This is a genomic window from Streptomyces sp. NPDC093064 (assembly GCF_044754605.1).
Taxonomy (GTDB): Bacteria; Actinomycetota; Actinomycetes; order Streptomycetales; family Streptomycetaceae; genus Streptomyces.
The window spans coordinates 128,805-146,399 of record NZ_JBIVPK010000002.1 but is presented as its reverse complement, the minus strand read 5'-3'; the positions used below and the strand labels follow the sequence as shown (position 1 = coordinate 146,399).

14 protein-coding genes are annotated in these 17,595 nt (G+C 69.8%); 11 read left to right on the top strand and 3 right to left on the bottom strand.

Features of this window, described 5'->3' with window-relative positions; translation table 11 throughout:
- Window positions 1–159 precede the first annotated feature (159 nt).
- Entirely contained in the window at window positions 160–2,907 is a 2,748-nt protein-coding gene (gene aceE / locus ACIQFZ_RS03590; RefSeq protein WP_365434622.1) for a pyruvate dehydrogenase (acetyl-transferring), homodimeric type, read from the bottom strand.
- A 414-nt stretch (window positions 2,908–3,321) separates the two neighbouring features.
- Here aceE and ACIQFZ_RS03585 point away from each other — a divergent pair, with 414 nt between their 5' ends.
- The 6 genes from ACIQFZ_RS03585 (at window position 3,322) to ACIQFZ_RS03560 (ending at window position 7,790) form a co-directional block, all read left to right on the top strand.
- On the top strand, window positions 3,322–3,759 hold the full coding sequence (locus ACIQFZ_RS03585; protein WP_361408890.1) for a DUF3052 domain-containing protein: 438 nt from the start codon (window positions 3,322–3,324) through the stop codon (window positions 3,757–3,759).
- A 118-nt stretch (window positions 3,760–3,877) separates the two neighbouring features.
- On the top strand, window positions 3,878–4,336 hold the full coding sequence (locus ACIQFZ_RS03580; protein WP_141361258.1) for a peroxiredoxin: 459 nt from the start codon (window positions 3,878–3,880) through the stop codon (window positions 4,334–4,336).
- Window positions 4,337–4,472: 136 nt separating this feature from the next.
- Window positions 4,473–5,048 carry a TerD family protein gene (locus ACIQFZ_RS03575; RefSeq protein WP_100567001.1) on the top strand — a complete coding sequence of 192 codons (576 nt, stop codon included), beginning with the start codon at window positions 4,473–4,475 and terminating at the stop codon, window positions 5,046–5,048.
- Between the two features lie 102 nt (window positions 5,049–5,150).
- Window positions 5,151–5,729, top strand: a complete 579-nt coding sequence (locus tag ACIQFZ_RS03570) for a TerD family protein (RefSeq protein ID WP_365426390.1) — start codon at window positions 5,151–5,153, stop codon at window positions 5,727–5,729.
- 51 nt (window positions 5,730–5,780) lie between these two features.
- A complete protein-coding gene (locus tag ACIQFZ_RS03565) occupies window positions 5,781–6,929 on the top strand; it encodes a DUF475 domain-containing protein (protein WP_365426387.1) in 1,149 nt (382 codons plus the stop codon).
- A 123-nt stretch (window positions 6,930–7,052) separates the two neighbouring features.
- Window positions 7,053–7,790 carry a Tellurium resistance gene (locus ACIQFZ_RS03560; RefSeq protein ID WP_365426385.1) on the top strand — a complete coding sequence of 246 codons (738 nt, stop codon included), beginning with the start codon at window positions 7,053–7,055 and terminating at the stop codon, window positions 7,788–7,790.
- A gap of 30 nt (window positions 7,791–7,820) precedes the next feature.
- On the opposite strand, the gene ACIQFZ_RS03555 is transcribed toward ACIQFZ_RS03560, so the two are convergent.
- On the bottom strand, window positions 7,821–8,633 hold the full coding sequence (locus ACIQFZ_RS03555) for a TerD family protein (RefSeq protein WP_402690517.1): 813 nt from the start codon (window positions 8,631–8,633) through the stop codon (window positions 7,821–7,823).
- A 171-nt stretch (window positions 8,634–8,804) separates the two neighbouring features.
- Here ACIQFZ_RS03555 and ACIQFZ_RS03550 point away from each other — a divergent pair, with 171 nt between their 5' ends.
- Genes ACIQFZ_RS03550 through ACIQFZ_RS03540 form a run of 3 tightly spaced genes read left to right on the top strand, consistent with a single transcriptional unit; the run spans window position 8,805 to window position 13,394 of the window.
- Entirely contained in the window at window positions 8,805–9,983 is a 1,179-nt protein-coding gene (locus ACIQFZ_RS03550; RefSeq protein ID WP_402690516.1) for an HpcH/HpaI aldolase/citrate lyase family protein, read from the top strand.
- 37 nt (window positions 9,984–10,020) lie between these two features.
- Window positions 10,021–12,582, top strand: a complete 2,562-nt coding sequence (locus ACIQFZ_RS03545) for a phosphoribosyltransferase (RefSeq protein WP_402690515.1) — start codon at window positions 10,021–10,023, stop codon at window positions 12,580–12,582.
- Window positions 12,582–13,394 (top strand): HAD family hydrolase, encoded by an 813-nt coding sequence (locus ACIQFZ_RS03540; protein ID WP_402690514.1) that lies wholly within the window; start codon window positions 12,582–12,584, stop codon window positions 13,392–13,394. The genes ACIQFZ_RS03545 and ACIQFZ_RS03540 overlap by 1 nt, the downstream gene beginning before the upstream one ends.
- A gap of 30 nt (window positions 13,395–13,424) precedes the next feature.
- Here the strand turns inward: ACIQFZ_RS03540 and ACIQFZ_RS03535 are convergent, their stop codons facing one another.
- Window positions 13,425–13,646 carry a zinc ribbon domain-containing protein gene (locus tag ACIQFZ_RS03535; protein ID WP_365426371.1) on the bottom strand — a complete coding sequence of 74 codons (222 nt, stop codon included), beginning with the start codon at window positions 13,644–13,646 and terminating at the stop codon, window positions 13,425–13,427.
- 385 nt (window positions 13,647–14,031) lie between these two features.
- Between ACIQFZ_RS03535 and ACIQFZ_RS03530 the strand changes: the two genes are divergently transcribed.
- Both ACIQFZ_RS03530 and ACIQFZ_RS03525 read left to right on the top strand, forming a co-directional pair.
- On the top strand, window positions 14,032–16,203 hold the full coding sequence (locus tag ACIQFZ_RS03530; protein WP_402690613.1) for a transglycosylase domain-containing protein: 2,172 nt from the start codon (window positions 14,032–14,034) through the stop codon (window positions 16,201–16,203).
- A 58-nt stretch (window positions 16,204–16,261) separates the two neighbouring features.
- Window positions 16,262–17,569: a hypothetical protein gene (locus ACIQFZ_RS03525; RefSeq protein WP_402690513.1), complete on the top strand. Its 1,308-nt coding sequence runs from the start codon at window positions 16,262–16,264 to the stop codon at window positions 17,567–17,569.
- The last annotated feature ends 26 nt before the right edge of the window (window positions 17,570–17,595 follow it).

The following is a 17,595-nucleotide window of genomic DNA, read 5'->3' as shown; positions in this document are numbered from 1 at the left end:
CGCCCGGCACGCTCCCCCGAGCTCTTCGAGCAGGGGGGACCCCCACTCGCCGCACCGGCCGAAAGCCCAAGTACGTCCAGTACGAGGACTTCCGGCCGGCACACCGAGAGCACGCACCGGACGCCGCTCCTTGACGGGCAAACGTTGCCTGCCGGGGCACTAGGCGTCCCCGCCCGCCGTGCCCGGGTCGGCCGCCGACACCTCCAGGATCCGGTAGCGGTCGAGGGCCTGCTTCAGCACCGACCGGTCGACCTTGCCCTCGCGGGCCAGCTCCGTCAGCACTGCCAGCACGATCGACTGCGCGTCGATGTGGAAGAACCGCCGGGCCGCCCCGCGGGTGTCGGCGAAGCCGAAGCCGTCGGCGCCCAGCGACTGGTACGTCCCCGGCACCCACCGCGCGATCTGGTCCGGCACCGAGCGCATCCAGTCGGAGACGGCGACGAACGGCCCCTCGGCCGCGTTCAGCCTCCGCGTCAACCACGGCACCCGCTGCTCCTCCTCCGGGTGCAGCAGGTTGTACTCCTCGCACGCCACGGCCTCGCGCCGCAGCTCGTTCCAGGAGGTCGCCGACCAGACGCCGGCCCTGACGTTCCACTCCTCGGCGAGGATCCGCTGGGCCTCCAGGGCCCACGGGACCGCCACGCCCGACGCCATGATCTGCGCCGGGATGTCGCCCGCCGTGCCCTCGCCGAGCCGGTGCAGGCCCTTGAGGATGCCCTCCACGTCCACGTCCGCCGGCTCGGCCGGCTGCTGGATCGGCTCGTTGTAGACGGTGAGGTAGTAGAAGACGTCCTCGCCGTGCGGATGCCGCTCGTCGCCGCCGTACATGCGGCGCAGGCCGTCCTGCACGATGTGCGCGATCTCGTACCCGTACGCCGGGTCGTAGGCCACGCACGCCGGGTTGGTGGAGGCCAGCAGCTGGGAGTGGCCGTCGGCGTGCTGGAGACCCTCACCGGTCAGGGTCGTGCGGCCGGCGGTCGCGCCCAGGACGAAACCGCGCGCCAGTTGGTCGGCCATCTGCCAGAACTGGTCGCCGGTGCGCTGGAAACCGAACATCGAGTAGAAGACGTACACCGGGATCAGCGGTTCGCCATGGGTGGCGTAGGCCGAGCCCGCCGCGATCAGTGAGGCCGTGCAGCCCGCCTCGGAGATGCCGTCGTGCAGCATTTGCCCGGTCGGCGACTCCTTGTAGGCGAGCAGCAGATCGCGGTCGACGGACTCGTACTGCTGGCCGAGCGGGTTGTAGATCTTCGCACTCGGGAAGAAGGAGTCCATGCCGAACGTGCGGTACTCGTCCGGCGCGATCAGCACGAACCGCCTGCCGATCTCCTTGTCCCGCATGAGGTCCTTCAGCAGCCGCACGAAGGCCATGGTGGTCGCGATGGACTGCTGGCCCGACCCCTTCTTCACGGACGCGTACGTCCGTTCGCCCGGCAGCCGAAGCGGCTCGGAGCGCACGATCCGGGTCGGCACATAGCCGCCGCAGCCCTTGCGGCGGTCGTGCATGTACTGGATCTCCTCGGTGTCCCGGCCCGGGTGGTAGTACGGCGGCGGGCCGGACTCCAGCTCCCTGTCGGAGATCGGCAGGTGCAGCCGGTCGCGGAAGCGCTTGAGGTCGTCGACCGTCAGCTTCTTCATCTGGTGCGTGGCGTTGCGGCCCTCGAAGTTCGGGCCGAGGGTCCAGCCCTTGACCGTCTTGGCCAGGATGACCGTCGGCTGGCCCTTGTGCTCCAGCGCCGCCTTGTACGCAGCGTAGATCTTGCGGTGGTCGTGGCCGCCGCGGCCGAGCATCAGGATCTGGTGGTCGGTCATGTTCTCGACCATCTTGCGCAGCCGGTGGTCCTCACCGAAGAAGTGCTCGCGGATGTAGGCGCCGGACTCGGTGGCGTAGGTCTGGAACTGGCCGTCCGGCGTGGTGTTCATCTTGTTGACCAGCACGCCGTCGCGGTCCTGGGCCAGCAGCGGGTCCCAGGAGCGGTCCCAGATGAGCTTGATCACGTTCCAGCCGGCGCCCCGGAAGACCGACTCCAGCTCCTGGATGATCTTGCCGTTGCCGCGCACCGGGCCGTCCAGGCGCTGGAGGTTGCAGTTGACCACGAAGGTCAGGTTGTCCAGGCCCTCACGGGCGGCGATGGACAGCTGGCCGAGCGACTCCGGCTCGTCCATCTCGCCGTCGCCGAGGAAGGCCCACACGTGCGAGTCGGAGGTGTCCGCGATCCCGCGCGCGTGCATGTACCGGTTCATCCGGGCCTGGAAGATTGCGCCGATCGGGCCGAGGCCCATGGAGACCGTCGGGAACTCCCAGAAGTCCGGCATCGAGCGCGGGTGCGGATAGCTGGACAGGCCGTACGGCGACTTGGACTTCTCCTGGCGGAAGCCGTCCAGGTGCTGTTCGGTGAGCCGGTCCAGCAGGTACGCGCGCGCGTAGATGCCCGGTGAGGCGTGCCCCTGGAAGAAGACCTGGTCGCCGCCCCGGCCGTCGTCCTTGCCGCGGAAGAAGTGGTTGAAGCCGACGTCGTAGAGGGAGGCGGAGGAGGCGAAGGTGGCGATGTGGCCGCCGACGCCGATGCCCGGCCGCTGGGCGCGGGAGACCATCACCGCGGCGTTCCAGCGCGTGGCGTTGAGGATCCTGCGCTCGATCTCCTCGTTGCCGGGGAAGAACGGCTCGCTCTTGGTGGGGATCGTGTTGACGTAGTCCGTGCTGCGCATCTCGGGCACGGCCACGCGCCTCTCGCGGGCGCGCTCGATCAGCCGGAGCATGAGGTAGCGGGCCCGCTCCCGGCCCCGCTCGTCGACCGCGGCGTCGAGCGAGTCGAGCCACTCCTGGGTCTCCTCGGGATCGAAGTCAGGAACCTGACTCGGGAGGCCGCCAATGATGATCGGGTTTCGATCGGATCCGGAAGCCACGCTGTTCCTTACCTGTCAGAGGACTGACATATCTGGGGCGTATCAGGGTTCGTTCTGCTGGATTCCTGGGTTCCTGTAGGTTTGTCTGCCTGTGCCTGCACCGTTCCCCATCGTGTACCTCGCGCAAGCCGCACGTCATCTCTACCGCGGGGTAACCCTGGGGTCCTTTCCGGCATCCCCTGCCCGGACGCGTACTCCCGAACACGCGAACCGGACAGAACGGTGTGGTGTGTGTCACCGCTGATCGCGATACCGTGTCAGGAGTTGCGGCGACACAGCCGGGATCGTCACCGTTTCGGCGGTCTGAACCGCCGGGTACTTGCGCGATCCGGCCCGCCCGTGTGGACTACGGCCAATGCTTCGCGCACGCGCGTGGCTGAAGACCTAAATCGCAACATCATCAGGAGGCAACCCGTGAGCGCGACCGCGGACCACGCGGAGGAGCGGACTAACCCGGCCGCAAGGCTGGGATTCCAGCCCGGGCAGGTGGTCCAGGAGATCGGCTACGACGACGACGTCGACCAGGACCTCCGCGAGGCCATCGAGGAAGCGAGCGGCAACGAGCTCGTGGACGAGGACTACGACGACGTGGCCGACGCCGTGGTGCTGTGGTTCCGCGACGACGACGGCGACCTGACGGATGCGCTGGTGGACGCCACCACGTACATCGAAGAGGGTGGCGCGATCCTGCTCCTGACACCGAAGACGGGCCGTTCCGGCTACGTGGAGCCGAGCGACATCTCGGAAGCCGCGACCACGGCGGGTCTGTCGGCGAGCAAGAGCGTCAGCGTCGGCAAGGACTGGAGCGGCAGCCGCCTCGCGACACCCAAGGCAGCCAAGTCCAAGAAGTAGCTCCACCTCGTCCCCGGACCCCGGACGGGCCGACTCGCGTCGGCCCGTCCGTCGGCCTGCGGTGATCACTGCGTAGGGTGGTATCACCCGAACAGTCCCACCGAAGGGAAGCAGGACGATGGCGATCCAGGTCGGCGACAAGGCACCCGACTTCGAGCTCAAGGACAACCACGGCCGGACCGTGAAGCTGTCCGACTTCCGCGGCGAGAAGAACGTGGTGCTGCTCTTCTACCCGTTCGCCTTCACCGGTGTGTGCACCGGCGAGCTGTGCGCCCTGCGCGACAACCTGCCGAAGTTCGTCAACGACGACACTCAGCTGCTCGCCGTCTCCAACGACTCCATCCACACCCTGCGCGTCTTCGGCGAGCAGGAGGGCCTGGAGTACCCGCTGCTGAGCGATTTCTGGCCGCACGGCAACACTTCGCGCGCCTACGGCGTCTTCGACGAGGGCAAGGGCTGCGCGGTGCGCGGCACCTTCATCATCGACAAGGAGGGCGTCGTGCGCTGGACCGTGGTCAACGGTCTGCCGGACGCGCGCGACCTGAACGACTACGTGAAGGCGCTCGACACCCTGTGACCCGGTGTCCCCGACACCTGTGATTCTTCGGCTCCAGGGCCTGCGTGGCGCGGGAACCCGTCACTAGGATCGAGTCGTTGATCCCATATCCGATGCACGACGGGGCTCCCTGCCCCCGGACACCAATGGAGGACTCGTGGGAGTCAGCCTCAGCAAGGGCGGCAACGTATCGCTGACGAAGGAGGCCCCGGGCCTGACCGCGGTCCTCGTCGGTCTGGGTTGGGACGCCCGCACCACGACCGGCAGCGACTTCGACCTCGACGCCAGCGCGCTGCTGCTGAACAACTCCGGCAAGGTGGTCAGCGACCAGCACTTCGTCTTCTTCAACAACCTCAAGAGCCCGGACGGCTCGGTCGAGCACACCGGTGACAACCTCACCGGCGAGGGCGAGGGCGACGACGAGACGATCAAGGTCAACCTGGCCGGCGTCCCGGCCGACGTCGACAAGATCGTCTTCCCGGTCTCGATCTACGACGCCGAGAACCGCCAGCAGTCCTTCGGACAGGTGCGCAACGCCTACATCCGCGTGGTGAACCAGGCCGGCGGCCAGGAGATCGCGCGGTACGACCTCAGCGAGGACGCCTCCACCGAGACGGCCATGGTCTTCGGCGAGCTGTACCGCCACGGCGCGGAGTGGAAGTTCCGCGCCATCGGCCAGGGCTATGCGTCGGGTCTGCGCGGCATCGCGCAGGACTTCGGCGTGAACGTCTGAGTCCAGGTCTGCACGGCCGACCCGTCCGGCGCCGCGCGTTTCAGCGCGGCGCCGGACGCGCAGGACAACCACACAGGCACCACCTCGGGGAGGACCAGCATCATGGGCGTCACGCTCGCCAAGGGAGGCAACGTCTCCCTCTCCAAAGCCGCACCGAACCTGACCAACGTCATGGTCGGACTCGGCTGGGAGGAGCGCTCCACCACCGGAGCCCCCTTCGACCTCGACGCCAGCGCGCTGCTGTGCACCGGCGCCAACCGGGTGCTGGGCGACGAGTGGTTCGTGTTCTACAACCAGCTCACGAGCCCGGACGGCTCCGTGGAGCACACCGGCGACAACCTCACCGGTGAGGGCGAGGGCGACGACGAGACGATCCTGGTGGACCTCACCAGGGTGCCCTCGCAGTGCGAGAAGATCGTCTTCCCGGTCTCCATCCACATGGCCGACGAGCGCGGCCAGACGTTCGGGCAGGTCTCGGACGCCTACATCCGTGTGCTCAACCAGGCCGACGGAACGGAACTCGCCCGCTACGACCTGAGCGAGGACGCCAGCACCGAAACCGCGATGATCTTCGGCGAGCTCTACCGCTACCACGGCGAATGGAAGTTCCGCGCGGTGGGGCAGGGGTACGCGTCGGGGCTGCGCGGAATCGCTCTAGACTTCGGGGTCAACGTTTCGTAAAGCCAAGTGCGGCGCGGGGGAGACCCGTACCGGATACGGATGGGGTAGCCAGTGCTTCTGAAAACCTTCGGCTGGTCGTTCGCGGTGACCGCGGTCGGTCTGGCCGCGGCGGTCTTGTACGGGGGGTGGACCGCCTTCGGGATCGTGGCGATCCTGTCCATCCTCGAGATCTCGCTGTCCTTCGACAACGCGGTCGTCAACGCCGGAATCCTGAAGAAGATGAACGCCTTCTGGCAGAAGATCTTCCTCACCGTCGGCGTGCTCATCGCGGTCTTCGGCATGCGGCTGGTCTTCCCCGTCGTGATCGTCGCCATCACCGCCAAGATGGGCCCCATCGAGGCCGTCGACCTCGCGCTCAGCAACAAGGACCGCTACCAGCAGCTGGTCACGGACGCCCACCCGGCGATCGCCGCGTTCGGTGGCATGTTCCTGCTGATGATCTTCCTGGACTTCATCTTCGAGGACCGGGACATCAAGTGGCTGCACTGGATCGAGCGGCCGCTCGCCAAGCTCGGCAAGATCGACATGCTGTCGGTCTGCATCGCCCTGGCCGTCCTGCTCATCACCTCCTTCACCTTCGCCGCCAACGCCCACCAGCACGGCGGCGCGCACGTGGACAAGGCGCAGACGGTGCTGATCGCCGGCATCGCCGGTCTGATCACGTACATGGTCGTCGGCGGACTGTCCGGCTACTTCGAGGACAAGCTCGAGGAAGAGGAGGAACGCGAGCACGAGGAGGAGGAAGAGGCCGCGCGCACCGGCAAGAAGCGCTCGGCGGTCGCCCTGGCCGGCAAGGCCGCGTTCTTCATGTTCCTCTACCTCGAGGTGCTCGACGCGTCCTTCTCCTTCGACGGCGTGATCGGCGCCTTCGCCATCACCAACGACATCGTCCTGATGGCCCTCGGCCTCGGCATCGGCGCCATGTACGTCCGTTCGCTCACGGTCTACCTGGTCCGCCAGGGCACCCTCGACGACTACGTCTACCTGGAGCACGGCGCGCACTACGCGATCGGCGCGCTGGCCGTGATCCTCATGGTCACCATCCAGTACGAGATCAACGAGGTGATCACCGGCCTGGTCGGCGTGGTCCTCATCGCCTGGTCCTTCTGGTCCTCGGTGCGCCGCAACCGCGCCCTGGCGGCGGCCGAGACGAGCGCCGCGGGGGCGGACGCGCAGAGCGAGGTCTCCTCAGGGGTGTGACAGCCCTCCGGGTGAGGGAACGCTCTTGTGCGGGGCGGCCGACGAGGACCGGGTCGAACCGGTCCTTCGGGGCCGCCCCGTCGCGTGGGTCCGGTGTGCGGTGAACTGGGGGCGGAAAGGGACATGGGCTTCTTCGACGGTCTGCTGGGAGGGCGCGCGGCCGACTTCGACTCGGGCAGCGCCTCGTCCAACGCGATCGAGCTGACCAAGCGGCACCACCAGGTGTCGCTGACCAAGCAGGGCGCGGCCACCGGGCATCTGCGCGTCAACCTGACCTGGCGGATGCGCACCTCGGACTTCGACGGTCCGGCCCGGCAGAGCCTGCTGCGGCACCCGTTCAAGGCGCTGAAGCCGCCGGAGGTGCAAGGACACAGCCAGAGCATGGTCAACGTCGACCTCGACCTCGGCTGCATGTACGAGCTGTCCGACGGCACCAAGGGCGTCGTACAGCCCCTCGGCGGCTTCCTCGGCGACGTGAACGCACCGCCGTACGTCAAGCTCAGCGGCGACGACCGGTTCGGGTCCGCGTCCGGCGAGACCATGTACATCAACCTCGACCACCGGGACCAGATCAAACGGCTGCTGGTCTTCGTCTACATCTACGACCAGACACCGGCCTTCGACCGCACCCACGCGATCGTCACGATGTACCCGAGCAACGGCCCGCGCATCGAGATCGGCCTCGACGAACGTCACCCGCAGGCACGCTCGTGCGCGGTGGTCCTGATCGAGAATGTCAAGGGCGAACTGGTCGTCCGCCGCGAGGTCAAGTTCGTCTACGGCTTCCAGTCGGAACTGGACCGCCTGTACGGCTGGGGCCTGCAGTGGGGCCGGGGCTACAAGTCCAAGGCGGACCGGTAGCGCGAGCCGGGCGTCCCTCGGCCGTGCCGCCTACCGCCCGATGAACTGCGGCCCCTGCGGCGGCAGCCGGAAGTCCGGGTCGGGCACGGCCGCCACCGGCGGGGGATACCCGTACCCGGACGGGGCCGTGGCCGCCACCGGCTGCTGCGGGTAGCCGTACGCCGGCTGCGGATACCCGTATGCCGGCTGCGGATACCCGTACGCCGGCTGCGCCGCCGCGGGCACCTGCACGGGCTGCTCCGGCGGCAGCGGCTGCGCGGCCGGAGCGGCGCCCGCGCCCTGCGAGCCCTGCGCCTCCTCCGACTCCTCCACCGAGATGCCGAAGTCCGTGGCGAGGCCCTTCAGACCGTTCGAGTAGCCCTCGCCGAGCGCGCGGAACTTCCAGCCGTCGCCCCGCCGGTACAGCTCACCGCAGATCAGCGCGGTCTCCTGGCCGGTCTCCGGTTTGATGTCGAAGTAGGCCAGCGGCTCCTCACCGGCGGTCGCCGCGTCGTACAGCAGGATGCGCAGCCCCTGTACGACATCGAAGGTGACGCCGTCCGCCGAGGCGACCAGCAGGATCCGGACCACATCCGGGTCGAGCCCGGCGAGATCCGTCTGGACCGTGTCCGTCAGGCCGTCGGCGACCCGCTTCTTGCCCAGCCGCCAGACCTTCCCGGACGGATGCCGCGGCTGGTTGTAGAAGACGAAGTCCTCGTCGGAGCGCACACGGCCGCCGGGACCCAGGACCAGCGCGGAGGCGTCGACGTCCGGGATACCCTGCCCGGGCGTCCAACGCACCACGGCCCGTACCGTGGTGGCGTCCAGCGGGACGTTCGACCCTTTCAGCATCGCGTGCGTCATGCGGTCATCCTGCCTTCTCCGTCCTGGTCACGACAACGCGGGGCGTGGACACGGCCGGGTTACCTGAAATTCATGCCCCACGGGAACCTCGGACATGGATTCGTACGTACTATTACCGGCCACCTTTTGACAGTCTTCGCAGGCCGCTCGATGCGCCACGGGGGGAGCTTCATGCGTCATTTCGGGCACCTCGCCGCCGAGGTGCGGCAGCGCCTGTTCCACCGGGAGCCGTGCGAGTTCACCGCCGACTCCCCGGCGCGGACGCTCTCCGCCGCCCTGGGCGCCACGCTCTACAGCCCGGCCACCCGCCCGCGGCTCGCGGGCGACATCGTCAAGCAGGCGGATCGTGGCGTGGTCTCGATGGTGCTGTGCCTGGAGGACTCGATCGACGACGCCGAGGTGGAACACGGCGAGGAGAACCTGGTCCGGCAGTTCGCCGAACTGGTGGCGCTCGAACTGGCGTCCGGCTCCGTGGAGCTCCCGCTGCTGTTCATCCGGGTCCGCGTCCCCGAGCAGATACCCGACCTGGTGCGGCGCCTCGGGCCCGCGGTGCGGCTGCTGTCCGGGTTCGTGCTGCCGAAGTTCACCGCGGAGCGGGGCATTCCGTTCCTGGAGGCGGTGCAGGCCGCCGAGGTGGAGAGCGGACGGCGGCTGTTCGCCATGCCGGTCCTCGAATCGCCCGAACTGCTCTACCGGGAGTCGCGGGTGGAGACCCTGGAGGGGATCTTCCGCGCGGTCGACAAGTACCGCGACCGGGTGCTCGCGCTGCGCCTCGGCGTGACGGACTTCTGCTCCTCGTACGGGCTGCGCAGAGCCCCCGACATGACGGCCTACGACCTCCAGGTCGTCGCCTCCGTGATCGCCGACGTGGTGAACATGCTGGGGCGGGCCGACGGAACCGGGTTCACGGTGACCGGGCCGGTGTGGGAGTACTTCCGGGTGCAGGAGCGCATGTTCAAGCCACAGTTGCGGCAGAGCCCCTTCATGGAGGTGCAGGCCGTCGAGCTGCGCGAGAAGCTGATCGAGCACGCGATGGACGGGCTGCTGCGGGAGATCTCCCTGGACCACGCCAACGGGCTCCTCGGCAAGACCTGCATCCACCCCTCCCACGTCCTGCCCGTGCACGCGCTGTCGGTGGTCAGCCACGAGGAGTTCAGCGACGCGGCGGACATCCTGCGGCCCGAGCGCGGCGGCGGGGGCGTCCTGAGGTCGGCGTACACGAACAAGATGAACGAGGTGAAGCCGCACCGCGCCTGGGCCGAGCGGACCCTGCTGCGCGCCGAGGTCTTCGGCGTCGCGCGGGAGGACGTCGGCTTCGTGGAACTGCTGGCCGCCGCGGTCTCCGACTGACCGCACCGCATCACCGCCGAGGGCACACAAGGAAGGCATGAACAAGCCAGTGAACGACGGGCTCTGGTCCGGCACCTGGGTCGCCGAGCGACTCGGGGTCGAACTCGTGGGCGACGACCGGCTGACGGGCCTGCTGGGGCTCGCGCTGCGCCGCAACCCCAAGCGGGCGCACCTGCTCGTGTCCAACGTGCTCGGCAAGCACGTGCCGCAGTCGCCCTCGGTCGTGTACGGCCACGGGTTCGCTCTGGGCCGCCGGGTCCGGGACCTGCTGGGCGCCGACCACTGCGGCCGGGCGGTCGTCCTGGGCTACGCGGAGACCGCGACGGGCCTCGGCCACGCGGTCGCGGACGGCCTCGGCACGGCGCCGTACCTGCACTCCACGCGCCGCCCGGTCCCCGGCGTCGCCCCGGCCGGCGGCTTCGAGGAGTCCCACTCGCACGCCACCTCCCACCTCCTGCTGCCCGAGAACCCCGCCCTGCTGGCCTCCGACGGCCCGCTGGTCCTGGTGGACGACGAGTTCTCCACCGGCAACACGGTCCTGAACACCATCCGCGACCTGCACGCCCGCTATCCGCGCAAGCGGTACGTCGTGGTCGCGCTGGTCGACATGCGGGCCCCGTCCGACGCCGACCGCCTGCGGCAGTTCGCCGAGCAGATCGACGCCCAGGTGTCCCTGGTGACCACCGCCTCCGGCACGGTCCGCCTCCCCGCCGACGTCCTGGAGAGGGGCCGGGAACTCGTCGCACACCACGAAGCAGCCCAACAGACACAGACGGAGCCGCCCCGAGCCGATGCTTCGGCGGTGGAGGGTACTGCCGAGTATGAGACGTCCGTCGTTCCGGGGCAGCGGGGGGCCGGGCGGGTTCGACGCGTCGAGTTGCGGTGGCCTCGGGGGGTGCCGGACGGGGGGCGGCACGGGTTCACGCCGGTGCACCGGGGCCGGCTGGAGCGGGCGCTGCCCGCCATGGCCGCCCGGATCGCCGAGGCGTTGCCGCGGGGTGCGCGGCGGGTGCTGGTGCTCGGCTGCGAGGAGCTGATGTACGCGCCGCTGCGGCTGGCGCGGGAGGTGGAGCAGGTCGTGGAGGCCGAGGTGCGGTACTCCACCACCACCCGCTCGCCCGTGCTGGCCGTGGACGACCCCGGTTACGCGATCCGCACCCGGCTGATCTTCCCGGCGCACGACGACCCGGCCGACGGCCCCGGTGAGCGCTACGCCTACAACGTCGCCGGCGGCGGCTTCGACGCCGTGGTCGCCGTCGTCGACTCCACCGCCGACACCCCCGAACTGCACGCGCCCGCCGGCCTGCTGGCCCGGCTCGCCGCCCACACCCCGCACGTCCTGCTCGCGGTCGTGCCCGCGTACCTCCCCGTGCCCCCGCACGCCCCCGAAAGGTCCCCGATGCTGCCCGAGCCCCTGCGCGGCCCCGCCTTCTCCTCGTACGCGCCCGACGAGGTCGGCTGGCTGCTCCAGGATCTCTCGGACGTGACGCTGGAGGCGCCGACGGAGGAGCGCGAGGAGGCGATCCAGAGCGGCGGCGCCCACTACGCCGAGTCGCTGCCGGTGGAGTACCAGCCCAGCGAGCAGTACCAGGAGCTGTTCCACACGGCCCTGACGGCGTCCGCCGCGCGGATCGCCCAGGCCGTGGGCGTGGTCACCGAGACGATCCTCGCCGAACTCCCCCTGCGCCGAAGAAAATCGGCCGGGACGGAGGAGACCTCGGGCCCCGGCCCCGTGCTCGTCTCGCTGGCCCGCGCCGGCACACCCGTCGGCGTGCTGATGCGGCGCTGGGCCCGGTTCCGGCACGGCCGGGACCTGCCGCACTACGCCGTGTCGATCGTGCGCGGCCGCGGCATCGACACCAACGCGCTGCGCTGGCTGGCCGCCCACCACGACCCGCGCGACGTCGTCTTCGTCGACGGCTGGACCGGCAAGGGCGCCATCACCCGCGAACTGGCGCGGGCGATCAGGGAGTTCGAGGAGCGTGAAGGGATCACCGGGTTCGACCCGGAGATCGCGGTGCTGGCCGACCCCGGCTCGTGCGTGCGGACGTACGGCACCCGGGAGGACTTCCTCATACCCTCCGCCTGCCTCAACTCCACCGTGTCCGGGCTGATCTCGCGGACCGTGCTGCGCGCGGACCTGGTCGGCCCGCACGACTTCCACGGCGCGAAGTTCTACCGCGAACTGGCCGGCGCCGACGTGTCGAACGTCTTCCTCGACGCCGTCTCCCAGTGCTTCCCCGAGGTCGCCGACAGCGTCGACACCGCCGCCAAGGAACTGCTGTCCACCGACCGCACCCCCACCTGGGAGGGCTGGGCGGCGGTCGAGCGCATCAGTGAGGAGTACGGCATCGACGACGTGAACCTGGTCAAGCCCGGCGTCGGCGAGACCACCCGCGTGCTGCTGCGCCGGGTGCCGTGGAAGATCCTGGCGCGGGCCGGCGCCGGCGCCGACCTGGACCACGTACGGCTGCTGGCCGGGCAGCGCGGGGTCCCGGTCGAGGAGGTGGGCGAACTGCCGTACAGCTGCGTGGGGTTGATCCACCCCCGGTACACGCGCGGGGCGACCGGCGCCGACGGCAGGACGGTGACCCGCTGATGCCGGTCCTGGTGGCGAGCGATCTCGACCGTACGCTCATCTACTCCGCCGCCGCCCTGGCGCTGACCATGCCGGACGCGCGGGCGCCGAGGCTGCTGTGCGTGGAGGTGCACGAGAGCAGGCCGCTGTCGTACCTGACCGAGACGGCCGCCCAACTGCTCACCGAGCTCGCCGACACGGCGGTGTTCGTGCCCGCCACGACCCGCACCCGCAAGCAGTACCTGCGCATCAACCTGCCGGGCCCGGCCCCGACGTACGCCGTCTGCGCCAACGGCGGCCATCTGCTGGTGGACGGCGTGTCGGACGGCGACTGGCACCGGCGGGTGCTCGCGCGGCTGGCCGAGGAGTGCGCGTCGCTCGCGGAGGTCCAGGAGCACCTGCTGCGCACCGCCGACCCGGCCTGGGTGCGCAAGCACCGCGTCGCCGAGGACCTGTTCGCCTACCTCGTGGTGGAGCGCGAGCTGCTGCCCGAGGAGTGGGTGAAGGAGCTGGCCGCGTGGGCGGCCGGCCGCGGCTGGACGGTCTCCTTGCAGGGTCGCAAGCTCTACGCCGTCCCCAAGCCGCTGACCAAGAGCGCCGCCGTCCGCGAGGTGGCCCGACGCACCGGCGCCGACCTCGTCCTCGGTGCCGGCGACTCGCTGCTGGACGCCGACCTGCTGCAGGCCGTGGACCGCGGCTGGCGGCCCGGACACGGCGAGCTGGCCGACACCGGCTGGACGGCACCCGGCATCGCCGCCCTGCCCGAGCGCGGAGTGCTCGCCGGGGAGCGGATCGTACGGGAGTTCCTCAGGGCGGCCCGGGCGCCCCGGTAGGAGCGCCGACCGCGGCAGCCGGCGGGAGCGTCAGCCGCAGCAGCCTCCGCCGCAGCACCCGCCGCCGCCCGAGCCGGACCGCGGTGCGGGTGCCGGGGCGGCCGCCGAGCCGCCCACCGCGACCGTGGACAGCAGCTTGATCGTGTCGTCGTGCCCGGCGGGGCAGCTCGCCGGGGCGGACGACTCCGCCATGGGACGACTCAGTTCGAAGGTGTCGCCGCAGCTCCGGCAGCGGTACTCGTAGCGAGGCATGCGCCCAGATTAACGGGCGTGACCGGACGCACAGCCCTTCGTGTTTCTTATGTCTTGGTTTCTGTCCAGTTCTTGTGCGGAGAAATTGAAAAGACGGCTGATAATTTTGTAGCGCCGCGAGGGCCGCGTGGCGGCTGCGAACAAGGGGGAGGGCAGCCGCAGTTGCGGTGACTGTGTCGACCCGCGCGAGCAATACGAACGTGCGGAGGAGGACGCAGTCGTGACGGAGGCAGGGCGGGGGGACGGCCTTCCGGAGGAGGGCCGCCGGACCGGAGGGAGCCGCGCCGAGGCCGGATCACCGGGCCGGTCGCGGACCGACCGGTCGGTGCGTGCGGAGGAAACGATCCAGCTCAAGGTCGACGCACTGCGCCGAGCGGACGAGACCATGCAGCTGAAGGTCGACACCCTCCGCGGCCGGCACACGAGCGCGCAGCCGCACGAGACGATGCAGTTACGCGCCTTACAGACGCAGCCCGACCCGCCCGACCCCTCTGCTCCGTCCGACCCGCCCGAGGGTCCACCCCGGCGGCGCGCCGACCGCCGCAAGCCGCGCACCGGCCCCACGCTCCCCCCGGCCCTGACCCGGCGCCTGGCCCCCCTCGTCGCGGTGGCCGCGCCGTACGCGCGGAAACTGAAACCGGTCTACCCGCGCCCCGGCCGCACCGGCTGGCGGCGCTGGCTCCCCTCCTGGAAGCAGTGGCTCGGCGCCACCCTCTCGGCCCTGGGCCTGAGCACTCTCCTCCTGGCCATCGCCTACGCCGCGACCGACATTCCGCAGAACCTGAACACCTACGCCACCCAGCAGGACAACGTCTACTTCTGGTCCGACGGCACCCCCATGGCCCGTACCGGCTGGGTGCAGCGCCAGGCGATGCCGCTGAAGGACATCCCCGAGGACGTCCGCTGGGCGGTGCTCGCGGCCGAGAACGAGAGCTTCTACAGCGACCCCGGCATCTCCTTCACGGGCATCAGCCGGGCCCTGTGGCGCACCGTCGGCAAGGGCGACACCCAGGGCGGCTCCACCATCACCCAGCAGTACGTCAAGAACGTCTACCTCTCCCAGGACCAGTCCGTCAGCCGCAAGTTCACCGAGGCGATGATCGCGCTCAAGCTGGACAACCGGATGAGCAAGGACAAGATCCTCGAGGGCTACCTCAACACCAGCTGGTTCGGCCGCGGCACCTACGGCATCCAGCGCGCCGCCCAGGCCTACTACGGCAAGGACGTCGGCGATCTCAACGCGAGCGAGGCCGCCTTCCTCGCCTCTCTGCTCAAGGGCGCCGGGCTCTACGACCCCACCCTGAGCCCGGCCAACCACAGCCGTGCCGTGGAGCGCTGGACCTGGACCCTCGACCGCATGGTCAAGATCGGCAAGCTGTCGCAGGCCGAACGCGCCAAGTACCGCACGTTCCCCGAGCCGCTCAAGCGCAACCCGCTCTACGACACCGGTCAGCAGAGCGACTACCTGGTCGAACTGGCCTCGCAGTACGCCAGGAAGACCGCGCACATCACCGACCAGGAGTTCGACCTGGGCGGCTACCAGATCTACACCACCTTCGACCGCAAGCGGGAGAGCGCACTGACCGGCGAGGTCACCAAGGCCCGCAAGAAGGCGCGGAAGACCACCCCCGGCCCGGCCGGGACCGTGCACTACGGTGCCGCCTCCGTGGCCGCCGACGGCCGCATCCTCGCCGTCCACGGCGGCCCCGACCACCGCACCCAGGGCTACAACGAGTCCAACGCCTCCACCGTCCCGGCCGGTTCGGCCTTCCTGCCGTTCGTCTACGCGGCCGGACTCGAGCACGGCGTCACCAAGCGGCGTGACGTCCCCAGGGAGCGGGTCACCCCCCAGACCCTCTACGACGGCGACGACGACGTGCCCGTCACCACACCCGAGGGCCCCTACTGGGACCGCAGCGGAAAGAAGGTGTCCGCCCACAACGACGACAAGAAGTCCTGGGGACGGATCAGCCTGCATCAGGCGCTCACGAACTCCGTGAACACGCCGTTCATGCAACTCGGCATGGACACCGGCCTTGACCGGGTCAAGCAGACCGCCCAGGCGGCCGGACTGCTCCCCTCCAGCATGGGACCGCAGGTGCCCGCGCTGTCCCTGGGCAGCGCCACCCCGAGCGCGATCCGGATGGCCGGCGGCTACGCCACCTTCGCCGCCAAGGGCACGCACACCGAGCCGTACTCGGTGCGCCGCATCACCCGCAACGGCTCCTCCGTCCGGCTGGACACCCCGGCCACGCGGCGCGCGGTCGGCCAGGGCGTGGCCGAGGCGGTCACCGAGGCGCTCGGCGACTCCTTCCGCACCGCCCACCCGGGCGCGGCGTCCGGCACGGCCCCGGTCGCGGGCAAGGCGGGCACCACCGAGGACGACACCGCCGCCTGGTACGTGGGCACCGCCGAGTCGGTGTCCACGGCGGTCGTCGTCTACCGCATGGACCTGGCCAAGAGCCTCGAACCGCTGCCGCTGGAAGGAGTCGCCGGCACCCCGGCCGACAGCGTTCCCTACGGGATCTGGGCCGGCGCCATGAACCCACTCGGCTGACCCCCCCCGGCCCGGCCGCTCCCACCCCCCACCACCCCCCTCGCAGATTGAGCCCCCCATGAAGTCAACCGGCCGTCGGCGCAAAGCTCGTGCGCCCCGCCGCACCATCACCCGACCCGAGTTCCTGACCCTGGCCGCCCTGCTGGTCGTCGCCTCCGTGGTGGCGGGGTTCCTGACGCTGACCCGTGCCGACTCGACCGCGCCGACCGCGTCCGCCGACTCCAAGGGAGAAGACGCCAAGGGCGGCCCCAAGGACGGCGGTTCCCCGTCCGGTGCGGCCGAGGAGCCCGAGTGGGACGGCAAGGTCCGGGTGCTCGGCGACGGCTCCACCTCCTACACCGGCCCGCAGCAGGCCGAGTGGAAGCCGAAACCGCTCAAACCCGGCGAGAAGCCACCACAGTTCGTGGTCTTCTCCTGGGACGGCGCCCTGGAGGGCGACGACCGCCTGTTCTCGCACTACCGGGAGCTGGCCAAGGAGTACGACGCCCACATGACCTTCTTCCTCACGGGCATCTACCTGCTGCCCAAGGCCAAGAAGAACCTCTACCACCCGCCCCAGCACTCGGCGGGCGCCGCCGCCATCGACTACGCCACCGTGGACCACATCGGCACCACCCTGGAGCAGCTCCGCAAGGCGTACGAGGACGGCAACGAGATCGGCACCCACTTCAACGGCCACTTCTGCGGCGCCAAGGGCGGCGGCGACTGGAGCGTCGAGGAGTGGAAGAGCGAGATCGACCAGTTCTACTCCTTCGCGGAGAAGTGGAAGACCAACAGCGGCCTCACCGACGTCCCACCGCTGCCCTTCGACTTCAGGAAGGAGATCACCGGCGGACGCGCGCCCTGCCTGGAGGGACAGCCCAACCTGCTGAAGGCCATCAAGGACTACGGCTGGCGCTACGACGCCAGTTCGCCCGGCGACTTCCAGATCTGGCCGTCGAAGAAGGAGGGCATCTGGGACTTCCCGCTCCAGATGCTCCCCTACGAGGACGGCAAGTACCAGGGCCTGTCGATGGACTTCAACTTCCTCTACAACCAGTCCAACGGCGAGACCCAGGGGGATCCGGCCAACTTCCCGCACTGGGAGCAGCAGACCGTCGACTCCTACATGGCCGGATTCAACCGCGTCTACTACGGCAGCCGGGCGCCCCTGTTCGTCGGCAACCACTTCGAGGACTGGAACGGCGGCATCTACATGAAGGCCATCGACCAGGTCGTCAGGAACATCTGCACCAAGAAGGACGTCAAGTGCGTCTCGTTCCGGGAGCTCGCCGACTGGCTGGACGTCCAGAAACCGGAGACGCTGCAACGGCTGCGCGCCCTGGACCCGGCCCAGTCCCCCGACTGGTCTTCGGTGGTCAACTGACGTGTAGGACTGGGGAGTTCCGCTTG